This window comes from Kribbella sp. NBC_01484, assembly GCF_036227145.1.
GTDB lineage: Bacteria > Actinomycetota > Actinomycetes > Propionibacteriales > Kribbellaceae > Kribbella.
Genome location: NZ_CP109437.1, coordinates 8,328,512 through 8,344,684, shown reverse-complemented (window position 1 = coordinate 8,344,684; position 16,173 = coordinate 8,328,512). Strand labels below are relative to the sequence as shown.

Here is a 16,173-nt window from a genome sequence, read left to right as displayed (position 1 = left end):
GAGCAGAGAGCGTGCTCCTTGGCCGGCCACACCAACTCAGCCGCCGCCTGCTGTTCGGCCGACTCCTCTGCGTCTTGCCTGCCACATCCGGGGTTGGTTGTTCAACGCGCGGCTGGTGTGAAGGATCAGCGTGATCGGTGACGGTCACTCACCGTCCGGGAGAGCACAGCACCCCCCACGGCCGTTATGACCGTGTCAGGCGCAGTACTCGGGCGGAGGGTTCGGGGGTGTTCGCGGTGATGGTGAGGGCGTCGTCGGTCCAGGTGTAGGTCCAGGCGGTGCCCTCGGTGGGGAAGTGGGGATCGATCCTCGAGCGGGGGAGGGAAAGGGTCACGGTGGATGGGCCTGGGGTGCGGTGCCAGACGGTCAGGTAGGAGATGTCTGGGCCGTTGAGGGACAGGGCGATCCAGTCATCGGTCCAGGTCGGGAGTCCGAGCGGCCAGGCGGGGACGAGCGTGTCGAGATCGTCGAGAATGGCGCGATGCGCGGCCAGGGCGGCTCGGATCAGGTCGATCTCGGTCGGCGTCATGTGGTCGAGGTGGCCGGACAGGTAGAGGCGGCCGGGGATGCCGTTGACGAGCGCGAAGGTGAATTCCTCGCGGGTGCTGCCGCTGATCGGGTAAGCCCAGTGGCCGGCTTGTTCAGGGAGTACGGCGGCCGGCGCGGCTGCGGTGATCGGTGCGTAGAGCAACGGATGTTCCTGGTCCGAGGTCGATTGCAGGTGCAGCCGGGACAACGTCGCGTAGTCCATCCGCATCGCGCCCGACGCACAGTTCTCGATCAGCAGGTCGGGGTGGCGCGTCTGAAGATCGTCCAGCCAGCGGAGAAGTGCTCGTTGGTGTTCGAGCAGTCCGTGGCCGAGCGATGTACCACGCTTGTCGGTGCCGGGACCCGTCATCGTGTTGTTGTCGAACTTGAAGAAGCCGATGCCGAACTCGCGGACCAGCCGGTCGACGGTCTGATCGAGGTGCGCCCGGGCGACGGTGCTGCGTAGGTCGAGCAGATAGCGGCCGGATTCGGCGACCCGGACGCCGCGCCGGGTGAGGAACGCGTCGTCGGGTAGTTCGTGGGCGATCGGCGAGTGGACGCCGATCACCTCGGGTTCGAGCCAGAGGCCGGGAACCATGCCGTGGAAGTGGATCCGGTCGATCACCTCGGCCAGCCCGTTCGGGAAGCGGGTGGCCGACGGCTGCCAGGCTCCAACGGTGTTCCACCAGTCGCCTTCGGCGTACCAACCGGCGTCGATGCAGAAGTAGTCCGCCCCGACCTCGGCCGCGGCATCGATGAGGGGGAGCAGCTTCTCCGTCGTCGGATCGCCCAGCAGGGTGTTCATGTAGTCGTTGAAGACGACCGGGGCCCGGTCGTCGACCGGGCGCCGGTCACGTATCGCGCGGCGTTGCCGGGTCAGGGCAGCGAACACACTGTCCCGGTCCGTCCCGGCGACGAGCGAGACCGGCACTGTGGTGAAGGGCGTGTCGGCGGTGAGCTCGATACTCCATTGGTGCTCCTGATCGGTCGGACCGCTCAGCAGCAGGTAGCCGCCGTGCCGGCTTTCGCCGATCTCGTAGTGCCACGGCCCGTTGTGCTCGATCTGCCACCCGAGGGCGTACGGCGTGCTCCGATCGATGAGAACGCCCACGGGCAAATGCTCCCCGGTCGACCATGAGCCGGCGTTCGTCACCGTATGCCGGCTTCTGGCGACATGATGATGCGCGTCGCTGACGATGTCCGCCAGCGTCTCAGAGCGCAGCGATCTGGCTGACCATCGGTTCTCCGCCATCCAGCTGTTGGCAGCGGAGTGCAGCTCGGCATCGACCGATGGGAGGCCGACGACCAGGGACGACAGGAAGGTGAGCTCGAGCCTGCCCGGGCCTGTCATCGAGGCTTCGGACCAAGCACGTACGCCGGCCCGCGCGTCGAAGACGCTGGTGACGCGCAGACCCGTACCTGGATCGTCCTGGATGATGCGCAACGTCGCCCCGGTCTCCTCGTGGCGGACGTAGCGCAACTGTTGCCCGAGGGTGGTGTCGACATGCCGGTAGGTGCTCGGCGAGAGTCCGTGTCCGACGGCGGACACCTCGACCAACGGCTGGCTGGGAACCAGATCCTCGCCGTCCGGTCGGGAGGCTTCGCGTACGCCGATCAGTCGCACCGGACCGTCGTCGAGAGCGAAGGTCAGGGTCAACTCAGGGCTGCTCCAGCGCAGGAGATTCATCCACAGCTCTCGTCTCGTCGTCGGTTCCGCGGCGGGTCTCGAGGAGGTAGTCCTCGACCGTGAACAGGTGGGCGGCCATGCGGATCCGGGCCCGGTCGGGGTCGTGCGCCGTCAGCGCGGCGAGGATCGAGAGGTGTTCCGCGTGGGCCGTCTCGTCGGCGCCGGGCTGCGTGATCGATCGGCGCAGCCGGTCGCGCATCGTCCGTCCACCCAGCGCGTTGATCAGCGCTGCCAGAACCGGATTGTCGGCCGCGTCCGCGATGATGCGGTGAAAGGCGATGTCGTTCTCGATCACTGTCTCGTGATTGGGCTCCTCGAGCCTCAGCTCGGCCTCGTTGTGACGCAACAGCTCGGCAGCGGCCTCGAGCTCTGCCAGTGCGATCTGTTGCGCCGCGAGGGCGGCGGCCTCCATCTCGAGGACGCGGCGTACTGCGTGCAGGTGATGCGTTCCGCTGCCGTCCTGCAGGTCGACGACGAATCCGATCGGTGCGAGCAGCATCGACGGATCCAGCTTGGTGACGTAGGTACCGTCACCTTGCCGGGTCTCGAGAACTCCCATCATCGACAGCGCGCGGACCCCTTCGCGCAGCGGATTCCGGGAGACCCCCAGTACCGCGGCGAGGTCCTTCTCGACGGGAAGCCGGTCGCCTGGCCGGAGCTCGCCGTCGATGATCATCTGCCGGATGCCCTCGATGACGACATCGGTCTGCGAGACGCCAGGTGTGCGAGATCTCTCGGCCAGCTTGCCGGGGGTCATGGAAGCGGGTCCTGTTCCGCGCGTGCCGTCCAGTAGGTGCCGTCCGGAAACCGGTAGGTCTGAAGTGACTCCCTGTGCATCTCGGCACTGTAACCGGGGGCGGTCGGAAGCACGTACGCGCCGGCCCGGACCACGCAGGGGTCGACGAAGTGTTCGTGCAGGTGGTCGACGTACTCGGTGACGCGGCGCTCGAGACTGCCCGACACGGCGATGTAGTCGAAGACCGCGAGGTGCTGGACGAGTTCGCACAGACCGACGCCACCCGCGTGCGGGCAGACCGGTACGTCGAACCAGGCGGCGAGGAGGTAGACCGCGAGTACTTCGTTGACGCTGCCGAGGCGGGCGGCGTCGAGCTGGCAGTAGTCGATGGCGCCGGCCTGGAACATCTGCTTGAACAGCACCCGGTTCATCCCGTGCTCGCCGGTGGCGACGCCGATGGGTGCCACGGCCTTGCGGATCGCGGCATGACCGAGGATGTCGTCGGGACTGGTGGGCTCCTCGATCCACAGCGGGTCGAACTCGGCCAGCGCCTTGACCCATTCGATCGCCTCCGGGACGTCCCATACCTGGTTCGCATCGATCATCAGGTGACCGTCCGGACCGAGCACCTCACGGGCGATGTCGCAGCGCCGGATGTCGTCGTCCAGGTCGGCGCCGACCTTGAGCTTGACGTGTTTGTAGCCTGAGGCAACGGCTTCTTCGCAGAGCCTGCGCAGCTTGGCGTCGGAGTATCCGAGCCACCCGGCGGAGGTTGTGTAGCACGGGTAGCCGGATTCCTCGAGCTGCTCGGTTCGTTGCTTTCGGCCCGCTTCTTGCCCGGCCAGGAGGGTGATGGCCTGATCGGGCGTCAGGACATCGCTCAGGTAGCGCAGGTCCGCGACCTCGACGAGTTCCTCGGGTGACATCTCCGACAGCAGTCGCCACAGTGGTACGCCGGCCCGTCGGGCGGCGAGGTCCCAGACCGCATTCATCACCGCGGCCAACGCGAGATGGACGACACCCTTGTCCGGGCCGAGCCACCGCAGTTGGCTGTCCGACTGCAGCTCCCGGTAGATGCCGCCGAGGTCGCCGCAGAGCTCGTCGACGTCACGACCGACCAGCGGCTGGGCGCGTTGCCCGGCCGCCGCGGCGCACAGGTCGTTGCCCCGTCCGATGGTGAAGGTGAAGCCGTGTCCGGACAGGCCCGGAGCGTCGGTGTGCAGGAGGACGTATGCCGCTGAGTAGTCGCCGTCCTTGTTCATCGCGTCCGAACCGTCGAGGGTCAGCGACGTCGGGAAGCGGACGTCGACAACCTCGACCGAGGTGATGCGTGGCATGGCGGCCCCTCACTCCGTCCCATAGAGATGGGATCTTTCTGCTGGTTCAATGGCGCTAAGTATGGACCAATCGCGGGGACAGCGCTACGATCCCGGAAATTCGTGGGATTAATACCTCGTCTTGTCGACGGAGGACTGCAGTATGGGCAACCTGGTGAGCTCGGACCGGTCCGGCGTGCAGCGCTTGTACTACGACCGGCCCGCCGGAACGTGGTTGGAGGCGCTGCCGCTCGGCAACGGCCGGATCGGCGCGATGTGTTTCGGGGGTGTCGGTACGGACCGGATCGGGCTGAACGACGAAACTCTGTGGTCGGGCGGTCCGGAGACCGCGCGGTTGTTGTCGACTCCGCTCGGTGCGACCGGCGCCGAGGCGGTGCAGACTCTGCGCGACGCGCTGAGGGCCGGCGACATCCGCCGGGCGCACGAGTTGGCCGGCGGTTTTCACTCCGGCTACTGCCAGGCCTACCTGCCATTGGGTGACCTCCTCCTGGAGGTTCGCGTCGATGGCACGACACCTGCGCCCGGCGATGTCGCGCAGTACCGGCGGGAGCTCGATCTCGACGCCGCGACCGCAACGGCGGAGTTCGAGATCGGCGGAGTGGTGGTGCGGCAGGAGGCCTTCGTCAGTGCGCCGGACGGTGTTCTGGTTGTGCGAATGACGGCGTCCGAGCCGGTACTGGCACTGACCTGCCGGTTGACGTCGCAACTGCAGTCGCGAGCACACGCAGTCGAGGACGGGCTCGGATTGTTGCTGCAGGCTCCAGCCGATGTCGCTCCTCCGCATCGCGATGTCCCGGAGCCGATTCGGTACTCCGAAGGCGCGGATCGCGGCATGGCAGCGGCCATCGCGCTGCGCGCCTCGAGCGACGGGGAGATCCGCGCCGTCGAAACCGAGCTCACGGTCGAGGACGCCACCGAAGTCACCCTGATCCTCTCCACCGGCACTGGGTACGCCGGGCCGTCGACCTCACCGACTCGATCGGCGGCGGAGTGCTGGGCCGCCGCGGATCAGACGGTGCTCGCGGCGCGCGATCGCGCGTACGGCGAACTCCTGGCTGATCATCGCGAGGATCACCAGCGCCTGTTCCGTCGTTCGTCGCTGGAATTGGCCGGCCCGGCGGGGCATGGCGAGCTGCCGACCGACCTGCGGGTCGCGGGCGCGGCCGACGTCGAGGACCCTGCGCTGGCTGCGCTGCTGTTCAACTACGGCCGCTACCTGATGATCGCGAGTTCGCGAACGGGTGGCCTGCCGACCAACCTGCAGGGGATCTGGAACGACATCCTGCGGCCGCCATGGAGCAGCAACTACACGGTGAACATCAACACCGAGATGAACTACTGGCCGGCGGAGACGACCAACCTGTCGGAGTGTCACGAACCGCTGCTCCGCTACATCGGTCAGCTCGCCCAGGCGGGACGGACGACGGCCGGCGAACGGTACGGCTGTGGTGGATGGACCGCGCACCACAACGCCGACGCATGGTGCTGGTCGTTCCCGGTCGAGGGTGATCCGCGGTGGTCGAACTGGCCGATGGCAGGTGCATGGCTGGCTCGCCATCTGTGGGACCACTACGCGTTCACCGGCGATCTGGAGTTCCTCGGCGAGTCGTGGCGCGTGCTGCTCGGGGCTGCGGAGTTCTGCCTCGACTGGTTGGTGGAGCTGCCCGACGGCACCCTCGGTACGGCGCCGTCGACGTCACCGGAGAACGACTACATCGCCGACGACGGACAGCCGGCATCGGTGACCTGGTCGGCGACCATGGACCTGGCCCTCATCTCGGACCTCTTCCAGCGGGTCGAGCAGGCGGCCGAGTTGCTCGATGTCGTCGATCCCCTTGTCGGTGAGCTGTCCACTGCCCGCAAGCGGCTGCCCGAGCCATCGGTCGGTGCGCGGGGACAGCTGCAGGAGTGGGCGGCTGACCTGCTCGAAGAAGATCCCCATCACCGGCACATGTCGCACCTGGTCGGTCTGCATCCAGGCGATGCGATCACGCCGGACAGCACACCGGTCCTTGCGGCCGCGGCGGCACGGACGCTGGACCTGCGGGGCGACGAGGCCACGGGCTGGTCGCTGGCGTGGAAGATCAACCTGCGGGCACGTCTTCGCGATGCGGCAGCGGCACACCGCCTGGTCCAGGCGTTCCTGAGGCCCGCGGACGATTCCGCGACCGGGAGACCTGGCAGCGGCGCGGGCGTCTACCCGAATCTGTTCTGTGCACATCCTCCCTTCCAGATCGACGGCAACTTCGGTGCGACGGCGGGAATCGCGGAGATGCTGCTGCACAGTCATACCGGCGAGATCGAACTGCTGCCCGCTCTGCCCGCCGAATGGCCGAGCGGGCGGGTGACGGGTCTGAGGGCTCGTGGCGGGGTCACCGTCGACATCGCCTGGACGCCACGCGGCGTCGAAGCCGTCCTGACCGCCGATCGGGATCAGGAGCGGGTCGTACGCCACGGCGACGATCGGATGCCGGTCAGGTTGACGGCCGGCATCGGTCACCGCGTGAGCTCGAGTTGATCGCCGGCTTGGACGAGGAGGTTTCATGGCAACCCTGACAACCATCCGGCCACCGGCCGGTGAGACACCAGCGCGGCCCAGGCGACGACGGGGACGGGAGCGCCCCGGTATCAAAGGGCTGCGGCGCAGCCTTCAACGGCACTGGACGCTGTACCTGCTGATGGTCGTGCCGCTGATCTGGTTCGCGGTCTTCAAGTACATCCCCATGTCGAACGCGGTCCTGGCGTTCAAGAGTTTCAACGTGATCAAAGGCATCTGGGGAAGCCCGTGGGTGGGCTGGCAGAACTTCGACCTGTTCTTCCACAACCCGGTGTTCTGGACCCTGGTGAAGAACACCTTCATCCTGTCGGTCTACACCGTCGCGGCGAGCTTTCCGATCGCGATCATCCTCGCGCTGGCACTGAACGAGATCCGCACCGGCGTGTTCAAGCGGACGGTGCAGATGGTGACGTACGCGCCGTACTTCATCTCCACGGTCGTGGTCGTATCGATGACGATCCTGGTGTTGTCGCCGCGGTTGGGCATCGTCAACGAGGGGCTCGGGTTCTTCGGCGTTCCCGCGATCGACTTCCTCGGGAACCCGGACTACTTCCGGCACATCTATGTCTGGTCCGACGTGTGGCAGACCACCGGGTACTCCGCGGTGATCTACCTGGCCGCGTTGTCCGGCATCGATCCGGCGCTGCACGAGTCGGCCCGGATCGACGGTGCCAGCCGCTTGCAGCGGATTCGGCACGTGGATCTTCCGGGCATCATGCCGACGGCTGTGATCATCCTGGTGCTTGCGGTCGGCAACATCATGGCGATCGGCTTCGAGAAGGCGTTCCTGTTCCAGAACCCGCTGAACCTGAGCCAGTCCGAGATCATCGCCACCTATGTGTACAAGACGGGTCTGCTGAACGCGGACTTCAGCGGCGCCACCGCGGTCGGGCTGTTCAACTCGGTGATCAACCTGGTGCTGCTGCTGATGGTCAACACGATCGCCAAGCGGATCACCGGGAACGGATTGTGGTCATGAGCGCTCAGACTGAAGCGAGAACGCTGCCGAGCAAGAGAGGCGAGCGCCGTGCGGCGCGGGCACGCCGGATCCGCGAGCCGCGGACCGACCGGATCTTCCTGTTCTGTGTTTATCTGCTGCTGGCGGTGTTGTTCGCGGTCGTCCTGCTGCCGTTGCTGTACATCGTGGCCAGCTCGTTCAGCAGTCCGGGGGCGGTCTCGTCGGGGCGGGTGCTGTTCTGGCCGGTGGAGTTCTCGCTACGTGGGTACCACGCGGTGTTCCAGAACCCGCAGATCGTCCAGGGCTACCTGAATTCGTTGTTCTACACGGTGGTCGGGACGATCGTCAGTGTCACGCTGACGATCGCGATCGCCTATCCGATGTCGCGGCGCACACTGGTCGGCCGGAACGTCGTGATGACGTTGATCCTGTTCACGATGCTGTTCACCGGCGGCCTGATCCCGACGTACCTGGTGGTGCAGTCGGCCGGCCTGCTGGACACCCGGTGGGCGCTCATCATCCCGCAGGCGATCGGGGTCTGGCAGGTCATCATCGCCCGGACCTACTTCCGTACGGCGATCCCCGACGAGCTGGTCGAGGCCGCCGAGCTGGACGGGTGCGGTGACCTGCGGTTTCTCTGGTCGGTGGTGATCCCGCTGGCCAAGCCGATGATCGCGGTGGTCGCGTTGATGTACGCGATCATGCAGTGGAACTCGTACTTCGACGCGCTGATCTATCTCAAGAACCCGGACCTGTTCCCGCTCCAGCTGGTCCTGCGCAACATCCTGATCCTCAACACCACCGGCGGTGGGGCCGTCGACGCATCCGTCATGCTGCAACGTCAGCAACTGGCCGATCTGCTCAAGTACTCGCTGATCGTGGTGGCCAGCGTCCCGGTGCTCCTGATCTATCCGTTCGTCGCGCGCTATTTCACCAAGGGAATCATGATCGGCGCCGTCAAGGGCTGATCCTCCGCATCACCTCGACCCTGTGAGGGACCTATGTCTGTACAGTTCACAAAGCGGAGGCGTGCCGCGATCGCCGGCCTGAGTCTCCTGGCACTCACGCTCGCCGCCTGTTCCGGTGGCGGCGGATCGGAGGATCAGCAGGGTAAGCCGTTGCCCACGATCACCGGGAATCCTGCGGTCACCCTCGATGTGTTCGCGCCGCAGTCGGCCGACTGGAACCTGGCCACGAACGACTTCACGAAGGCGGTGAAGGAGAAGTTCAACCTCACCATCAAGTGGCAGAACACGACGTTCGACGGCGGCCCGGCCAAGGAGAAGCGGCAGATCTCGCTGGCCAGCGGTGACTATCCGGACCTGTATCTGCTGATCCCGTGGGTCGACCAGTTCACCCAGACCGACCTGCTGAAGCTCTCGACCCAGGGTGTCGTCGTACCGCTGAACCAGTTGATCGATCAATACGCGCCGAACATCAAGAAGGCGCTGGACGCCACGCCGGAGTGGAAGGCGATGGCGACCGCGCCGGACGGCAAGATCTACGGGATACCCCAGTGGGTCGACTGCTTCCACTGCACGTACCAGGACAAGCTGTGGATGAATTCGGCCTGGCTGAAGAAGCTCGGCCTGGAGCAGCCGAAGACCACCGAGGACATGCGCAAGGTCCTGCAGGCGTTCAAGACCCAGGACCCGAACGGCAACGGCAAGGCCGATGAGATCCCGCTCAGTGCCGACGTGCGGGACGTGCTGATCCCGTACTTCATGAACGCGTTCATCTACGACCCGCAGGGCACCAGCGGGAACAACAACTCGACACTGGTACTGACCGACGGCAAGGTCGACATCCAGGCGAACAAGGATGGCTGGAGGGCCGGCCTGAAGTACCTGAATTCGCTCTACAAGGAAGGCCTGATCGACAAGGGCGCCTTCACCCAGAACCCGGACGCCCTGCAGCAGCAGGGCAATCACGCCGGAACGGTCGTCCTCGGCTCCGCGACCGTGCTGCACCCGGGCATCTTCGTCACGACCGGTTCGCCGGACGGACGGGACAAGCAGTACGACGCCGTACCGCCGCTGACCGGGCCGGACGGCGCGAACTTCACCGGCTACAACTTCCCGAGCGCGCCGGGTGCGACGTTCGTACTGACCAGCAAGGCGACGCAGGAGGAGCAGATCCAGGCGATCAAGCTGCTCGACTACATCTTCACCGACGAGGGCCAGATCAACGGCCAGTTCGGCACCGAAGGCAAGACCTGGACCAAGCCGGCGACCGGTGATGTCGCGCTGGACAAGTCGCTGACGCCGATCTTCAAGCAGATCCCGCAAAAGGTCGGAACCAAGCCGCCGAACTCGGGTTGGGGCGCGCTCGCGCAGTACAACAACACGGCCAGGTTCCGGAACTCCGAGGCGATCAGCACCGACCTCTACTCCCAGGCGGGCTACGAGCGACGGCTCTACGAGGCGACCAAGCTGTACGCCGGCCACGAGGACAAGGCCAAGATCTACCCGTACTGGAAGGTGTGGATCGATCCGTCCCTGGCCAACGAGGTCGCGACGATGCAGACCAACATCGACAGCTACGTGCAGCAGAACGCACTCCAGTTCGTCACCGGTTCGAAGAACATCGACACCGACTGGGACGCCTACGTGAAGGGCCTCGACGGCCTCGGCCTCAAGCGCTACCTCGAGATCCAGCAAACCGCCTACGACAAGATGCCCAACAAGTAGATCAATCCTGGACCGGCCGGAGCACTCCGGCCGGTCCGCCCTCCCATCACCCACGAGGAGCGATCGGTGCCGTTCGACCCAACCTTCGAGTCCCTGGCCACGTTCGAGTGCCCTGACTGGTTCCGGGACGCGAAGCTCGGCATCTGGTCGCACTGGGGAGCACAGTCGGTCCCGCGCTACGGCGACTGGTATGCGCGCAATATGTATCGGGAGGGCACCGATCAGTACCGCTACCACCTGCGGACGTACGGGCACCCGTCGCAGTTCGGCTACAAGGACGTCGTACGGCTGTGGAAGGCGGAGCGGTTCGATCCGGACGAGCTGATGGATCGATTCGTGGCTGCCGGTGCCCGGTACTTCGTGGCCCAGGCCGTGCACCACGACAACTTCTTCAACTACGACTCGATCGTCAACCGCTGGAACTCGGTGAAGATGGGGCCGGGCAAGGACATCGTGGGTCTCTGGAAGGCCGCCGCGGACCAGCGCGGGCTGCCGTTCGGATTCACCGAGCACCTCGGCGCCACGCTCGGCTGGACGGCGGTCAACAAGGGCAGTGACAAGCACGGGCCGTTCGCCGGCGTACCGTACGACGGAACCGATCCGGCCAACCAAGACTTCTATCTCGACAACAGCCGGCACCTGCCGGCCCAGGATGTCGAGGTCCAGGACCCGTGGTACAGCGATGATCGCGAGTGGCACAAGCACTGGCTCGATGCTGTGACCGAGATGATCGACCGCTACCAGCCGGATCTTCTGTACTCCGATGGACCGCTGCCGTTCGGCGAGGTCGACTACGCACCCGGTCTGCGAGCGGTGTCTCACCTCTACAACACCAGCGTGCGGATCCACGGGACGAACCGCACTGTCTACCAGCAGAAGGATCGCCGGCCCGAGGTGAGTTCCGTCGGAGTAATGGACATCGAACGGAGTCAGACTCCCGGCATCCATCCCGCACCCTGGCAGACCGACACGTCCGTCGGCGACTGGTTCTACAACGTCCGCGACGTCTACAAGACCGCCGGCCACGTGATCGAGATGCTGGTCGACATCGTGTCGAAGAACGGCAACCTCTTGCTGAACGTGCCCCAGCTGCCGGACGGCACGATCGACATCGAGTGCTCACAACTCCTCGACGACCTCGGCGCCTGGACGCGGGTCTGCGGCGAAGGTATCTACGGCACCAGACCGTTCCGCGTGTACGGCGAGGGCCCGTCAACCGTTGTGATCAAGGGTTTCACCGAGGACCGGGTCAGCTGGACGAGCGCCGACTACCGATTCACCCGTCGGGACAACACCCTCTACGCGTTCCAGCTGGCCTGGCCGGCCGACCGGCGCGCCGTGATCCGCAGCCTCGCCGACCATGAGACGGTGGCCGGCGTCCGCCTGCTCGGCCACGGCCCCGTCCCTCACGAACAAGCCCATGGCATCTTGGTCGTCCGCCTCCCTGACACTCCACCGCTCAACGTCGCCAACTGCCTTGCGATCGACCTCCACTCGGCCTGAGCGCATGTACGGCTACCTCTATGCGCACTTCAAGCGCGAATCAGTCGATGGTGAGCAGATCTACTTCGCCTTGAGCGACGGCAACGACCCGATGCACTTCGACGACCTCAACGGCGGCAAGCCGGTCCTGTACTCCGCCTCGGGCGAATGCGGTGTCCGCGATCCGCACATCGTCCGCTCCCCGCAAGGCGACCGGTTCTACCTGGTTGCGACCGACCTGCGTCTCTACGCCGGCCTGGACTGGGACCGGCACCAGCGTCGTGGCAGCCGCTCGATCATGGTCTGGGAGTCGACGGATCTCGTGAACTGGGGCGAGGGCCGACTCGTCGAGGTCGCACCGCCCGAGGCCGGCAACACCTGGGCACCGGAAGCGGTCTGGGACCCCCAGCAGGACGCCTACCTCGTCCACTGGTCGTCGACGCTCTACGACGACGCCGAACACCTGGGTGACAGCTACAACCGGATCATGTACGCCACCACCCGCGACTTCCGGGAGTTCTCCGAGCCGCGCGTGTGGATCGACCGGGGATGGCAGACGATCGACACCACAGTGATCCAGCACGAGGGCGTTTACTACCGCTTCCTGAAGGACGAACGCAGCCGCGGCGGCGACGCGCCGTACGGCAAGTCGATCTTCTCCGAGACCTCGACCTCGCTGACGGGCGCCGAGTGGAAGCCGCTGGCCGAAGGTATCGGCCTGGGCACCATCATCCAGGGCGAGGGCCCGCTGGTGTACAAGTCGAACATCGAGGAGAAGTGGTATCTCTGGATCGACGAGTTCACCTCTGAACGCCGTTACGTCCCCTTCGAGACGAGCGACCTCGCCGGCGGCGAGTGGATCGCGTCCAAGGACCACCGGCTGCCGAAAGACCCCTGTCACGGCGTCGTCCTACCCGTGACCACCGAAGAGTACGAGCGGCTCAATGCCGCGTGGAAAGCCGAATCATGAAGGTGCGTTTGGCGTACGGCGAGTCCGGGCTGGTCATCGAGGCGGACTCGGCACGCACGACCGTGGTGGAGCCGGTTCATCACAAGGCCGCCGCCGATCCGGCCGCAGTCCTGCGCCGTGCGCTGCGTGAGCCCGTGGCTGGACCACCGTTGCGCGAGCGCGTCCGACGTGGCCAGACCGTGGCGATCTCTGCGTGCGATGGCACTCGGCCTCAGCCGCGCCAGGTGATGATTCCAGCTGTCTTGTCCGAACTCGATGGCGTCGTCGACCTCGACGACGTGGTGGTGCTCGTGGCGACCGGTACCCATCGTGGCAACAGCGACACCGAACTGCGCCGGATGTTCGGTGACGAGGTCGTCGACGCTGTGCGGATCGTCAATCACGATGGACGCGATCAGGACCAGTTGGCCTGGCTGGGGATTCATGGCGACGGCGTGCCGGTCTGGTTGAACCGCAGGTGGGTGGATGCGGATGTGAGGATCACTACCGGCTTCGTCGAACCGCACTTCTTTGCCGGCTTCTCGGGTGGGCCCAAGCTCGTCGCGCCGGGACTGGCTGGTCTCGACACTGTTCTCGTGCTGCATGACGCTGCCCGGATCGGCGACCCGAGGGCGACGTGGGGGGTGACCCATGGAAACCCGGTGCACGACGATGTTCGGGCGATCGCCGACGCCACCGGTGTCACCTTTGCCCTGGACGTCGTGCTCAATCGTGACAAGGACATCGTCGCGGCGTTCGGCGGTGACCTGCTGCCGATGCATGCGACCGCCTGTGCCGCGGCCAAGCGAGTCGCCATGCAGCCGGTTGATGCGCCGTTCGACGTGGTAGTCACCACCAACTCCGGTTTTCCCCTCGACCAGAACCTCTATCAGTCCGTCAAGGGGATGTCGGCCGCACACCAGATCGTTCGCCGCGGCGGCACCATCGTCTGCGCGGCGGAGTGCCGTGACGGCTTCCCCGATCACGGGTCCTACCGCTCGGTCCTCGTCTCGGCCGACTCTCCCCAGGCGCTTCTCGATCAGATCGGCAGCAGCGCCGACACTGCTCCTGACCAATGGCAGGTGCAGATCCAGGCTCGAATCCAAGCGACGAGCCGGGTTGTCATGCATACCGGCTTCCTCACCGACTCCGAACTGCGTGCGGCCCACCTGGAACAAACCGCTGACATCACGGCAACCGTCGCGGAGTCTCTCGCAGCAGCGGGTCCGGACGCACGCCTGTGCATCCTGCCCGAAGGTCCTCAAACGATCCCGTACGTTGCCGGCAGCTGACCGAATCGGCACCAGCGGTCGGGCGAAGGCCGCTTTGAAGGCCGTGGGTTGTCCGACTGGAGGTTGAGCTGCCTGGTACCGCAGGCCGTCGCCGCCCTCCAAGCCACCGACCACCTCCGCCCGGCGAATGCCGTCGTACTCGTCAACACCGAACGCGGAACCCCAACTTCTGGGTCGGGACACATATCAGGTGAGTGGGGGACGATCTGGAGGTGGCAGTGAGTGATGGGGAGTTGTGGCGGCGGGGTGTGGACGGGGAACCGGAGGTATTCGGGGTTCTGTTCGATCGGCACGCCAAGGCGGTGTACAACTTCGTGTTCCGGCGGCTCGGGTCCTGGAGTGAAGCCGAGGATCTGACCTCGTTGGTGTTCCTGCACGCGTGGCGCCGGCGGGATGACGTCGTACTGGTGCACGACTCGGCGTTGCCGTGGCTGTTGCGTACGGCGGATTTCGTGGTGCGCAACGAGCGGCGCCGGCGACGGTTCCGGGGGCTCAACCTGATCCGGCAGGTGCCGGCGACGGACGAGCCGGATCACGCCGACCGGGTGGCTGCCCGGATCGACGACGAGCGGGAGGCGAACCGGCTGCGGGAGCTGCTGCGGAAGTTGCCGCGGCACGAGCAGGAGACCGTCGAGCTGTGCTTCTGGAGCGGGCTCGACGCACAGTCGGCGGCTGTCGCGCTCGGCGTACCGCTCGGCACCGTGAAGTCCCGGCTCGCCCGCGCTCGCAAGCGCCTCCGCGATCTCAGCGTCGCCGTACCGTCGGATTCCTTGGAGAACCTGTCATGAACGAGTTGCTCACCCGCCGGCCCGACCGGCCGCTGCCGCCCGGCACGCACGAGCGCCTGCGCGCCGACCTGCTGTCGGCCATCGAGAACGAGCCGACCCGTCCACCCCGCCGGATCCTGGCGCCGGCACTAGCCGCCGCGGCGGTGCTCGCGGTGGTCGCCGGCCTCGCGATCGGCGTACGGGCGTTCCGAACCGACACCGCGCCGCCTGCCTCCGGACCAGCCACGGTGAGGGGGTTGACGGCCGATGAGACCGCCAGCCTGCGCACCCAGTGCCTGGCCGAGGCGAACCGGATCACCAGCAAGTCCCTGCCGCACCCGTTCACCGACTACAAGGTGGTCAAGGCGTTCGAGTTCACCGGTGTGAAGGATCCGAACGTCGTGAGCACCTGGCTGATCGGCTTCGGCAACCAGACCTATCCGACGATCGCCCGGCACCCGATGCCCGAAAGGAGCCATCCGGCGTACTGGCTGTGCAGTCGCACGGCAGGTGGGGTGATCAGCGAGCCCAGCATCAGGTTCTCGCCGAACTCGATCCTGAGCGGGGCGCCGAGTATGCGGATCGCGCGCAACGCAGGCGTCTACACGAAGACCGTCGCCAAGATCACGGTCCAGCCGAAGGGGCAGCAGCCGATCGAGGCGTTTCTGCAGGACGGTTTCTGGTTCGCGCCGACCGTTGGCCGCACCAACTGGGGCCCGTACGACGCCGACGACCCGGGCCGCGGCGACTTCCTGGTTCGCGGGTACGACGCCGCCGGCGCTCTGCTCTACACCGACAGCGGACCGAACCCGACTGCGGCGCCGATCACCTGCCCCTATATGGCGGTCACCCTGCCGAACGGCGAACGGTCTGACGTCCCGAGCCCCCCGGTCAAGCCGGAGTGCGTCGAGTACCGCTGGCCGTCCTGACCGTTGCGGAGGACCGCTCCTGAAGTCCTCGAAAGAGTTCCGGAGGCGGTGTCGGATCCGGCCGAAGGCGTTCGTAGAAGGGGTGAGCGGCCGCCAACGACGGCGCCACAGATCACAGGAGATGAAACCATGTTCGGACCACCGTTGACGCCAGAGTCGATCAAGGCGGAGACGGCGTACCGGCTGGAGCGGACCACGCGTGCGTTCCGGTCCGCGCGCCGCCGGGAGCGCCCGGGGCAGGCCGGCCCGGCCCCAGCCGCG

The 16,173-nt window shown here is 66.2% G+C and carries 12 protein-coding genes; 9 read left to right on the top strand and 3 right to left on the bottom strand.

Going from position 1 to position 16,173, the window contains the following annotated elements; genetic code table 11:
* Nucleotides 1–184: 184 nt before the first annotated feature.
* The 3 genes from OG555_RS40325 to OG555_RS40315 are packed head-to-tail and all read right to left on the bottom strand — an operon-like array spanning nucleotide 185 to nucleotide 4,288.
* Nucleotides 185–2,215: a glycoside hydrolase family 36 protein gene (locus OG555_RS40325; RefSeq protein ID WP_329479050.1), complete on the bottom strand. Its 2,031-nt coding sequence runs from the start codon at nucleotides 2,213–2,215 to the stop codon at nucleotides 185–187.
* Complete coding sequence (locus OG555_RS40320; protein WP_329479048.1) at nucleotides 2,187–2,972, bottom strand: FadR/GntR family transcriptional regulator; 786 nt, start codon at nucleotides 2,970–2,972, stop codon at nucleotides 2,187–2,189. The genes OG555_RS40325 and OG555_RS40320 overlap by 29 nt, the downstream gene beginning before the upstream one ends.
* A complete protein-coding gene (locus OG555_RS40315) occupies nucleotides 2,969–4,288 on the bottom strand; it encodes an L-fuconate dehydratase (RefSeq protein ID WP_329479046.1) in 1,320 nt (439 codons plus the stop codon). Before OG555_RS40315 ends, OG555_RS40320 begins: the two co-directional genes overlap by 4 nt.
* Before the next feature lie 142 nt (nucleotides 4,289–4,430).
* On the opposite strand from OG555_RS40315, the gene OG555_RS40310 reads away from it, so the two are divergent.
* The 9 genes from OG555_RS40310 to OG555_RS40270 all read left to right on the top strand — a co-directional run bounded on the left by OG555_RS40310 (nucleotide 4,431) and on the right by OG555_RS40270 (nucleotide 15,912).
* Nucleotides 4,431–6,806: a glycoside hydrolase family 95 protein gene (locus OG555_RS40310; protein ID WP_329479044.1), complete on the top strand. Its 2,376-nt coding sequence runs from the start codon at nucleotides 4,431–4,433 to the stop codon at nucleotides 6,804–6,806.
* A 25-nt stretch (nucleotides 6,807–6,831) separates the two neighbouring features.
* On the top strand, nucleotides 6,832–7,824 hold the full coding sequence (locus OG555_RS40305; protein ID WP_329479041.1) for an ABC transporter permease: 993 nt from the start codon (nucleotides 6,832–6,834) through the stop codon (nucleotides 7,822–7,824).
* Nucleotides 7,821–8,771 (top strand): carbohydrate ABC transporter permease, encoded by a 951-nt coding sequence (locus OG555_RS40300; RefSeq protein WP_329479039.1) that lies wholly within the window; start codon nucleotides 7,821–7,823, stop codon nucleotides 8,769–8,771. Before OG555_RS40305 ends, OG555_RS40300 begins: the two co-directional genes overlap by 4 nt.
* A gap of 33 nt (nucleotides 8,772–8,804) precedes the next feature.
* Nucleotides 8,805–10,493, top strand: coding sequence for an ABC transporter substrate-binding protein (locus OG555_RS40295; protein ID WP_329479036.1), 1,689 nt, complete (start codon nucleotides 8,805–8,807; stop codon nucleotides 10,491–10,493).
* A gap of 66 nt (nucleotides 10,494–10,559) precedes the next feature.
* Nucleotides 10,560–11,996: an alpha-L-fucosidase gene (locus OG555_RS40290; RefSeq protein WP_329479033.1), complete on the top strand. Its 1,437-nt coding sequence runs from the start codon at nucleotides 10,560–10,562 to the stop codon at nucleotides 11,994–11,996.
* Between the two features lie 4 nt (nucleotides 11,997–12,000).
* On the top strand, nucleotides 12,001–12,945 hold the full coding sequence (locus tag OG555_RS40285) for a glycoside hydrolase family 43 protein (RefSeq protein ID WP_329479030.1): 945 nt from the start codon (nucleotides 12,001–12,003) through the stop codon (nucleotides 12,943–12,945).
* Between the two features lie 8 nt (nucleotides 12,946–12,953).
* The gene (larA, locus tag OG555_RS40280; protein ID WP_329479028.1) at nucleotides 12,954–14,216 is read left to right on the top strand and encodes a nickel-dependent lactate racemase; all 1,263 of its coding nucleotides are present in this window, start codon (nucleotides 12,954–12,956) and stop codon (nucleotides 14,214–14,216) included.
* 218 nt (nucleotides 14,217–14,434) lie between these two features.
* Nucleotides 14,435–15,004 (top strand): RNA polymerase sigma factor, encoded by a 570-nt coding sequence (locus tag OG555_RS40275; protein WP_329479026.1) that lies wholly within the window; start codon nucleotides 14,435–14,437, stop codon nucleotides 15,002–15,004.
* Complete coding sequence (locus tag OG555_RS40270) at nucleotides 15,001–15,912, top strand: hypothetical protein (RefSeq protein ID WP_329479023.1); 912 nt, start codon at nucleotides 15,001–15,003, stop codon at nucleotides 15,910–15,912. Before OG555_RS40275 ends, OG555_RS40270 begins: the two co-directional genes overlap by 4 nt.
* The last annotated feature ends 261 nt before the right edge of the window (nucleotides 15,913–16,173 follow it).

What these genes read in the sequence shown, in the direction of transcription:
- OG555_RS40325 (WP_329479050.1), bottom strand. Translation starts at nt 2,215, where the DNA reads ATGAATCTCCTGCGCTGGAGCAGCCCTGAGTTGACCCTGACCTTCGCT.
- OG555_RS40320 (WP_329479048.1), bottom strand. Translation starts at nt 2,972, where the DNA reads ATGACCCCCGGCAAGCTGGCCGAGAGATCTCGCACACCTGGCGTCTCG.
- OG555_RS40315 (WP_329479046.1), bottom strand. Translation starts at nt 4,288, where the DNA reads ATGCCACGCATCACCTCGGTCGAGGTTGTCGACGTCCGCTTCCCGACG.
- OG555_RS40310 (WP_329479044.1), top strand. Translation starts at nt 4,431, where the DNA reads ATGGGCAACCTGGTGAGCTCGGACCGGTCCGGCGTGCAGCGCTTGTAC.
- OG555_RS40305 (WP_329479041.1), top strand. Translation starts at nt 6,832, where the DNA reads ATGGCAACCCTGACAACCATCCGGCCACCGGCCGGTGAGACACCAGCG.
- OG555_RS40300 (WP_329479039.1), top strand. Translation starts at nt 7,821, where the DNA reads ATGAGCGCTCAGACTGAAGCGAGAACGCTGCCGAGCAAGAGAGGCGAG.
- OG555_RS40295 (WP_329479036.1), top strand. Translation starts at nt 8,805, where the DNA reads ATGTCTGTACAGTTCACAAAGCGGAGGCGTGCCGCGATCGCCGGCCTG.
- OG555_RS40285 (WP_329479030.1), top strand. Translation starts at nt 12,001, where the DNA reads ATGTACGGCTACCTCTATGCGCACTTCAAGCGCGAATCAGTCGATGGT.
- OG555_RS40270 (WP_329479023.1), top strand. Translation starts at nt 15,001, where the DNA reads ATGAACGAGTTGCTCACCCGCCGGCCCGACCGGCCGCTGCCGCCCGGC.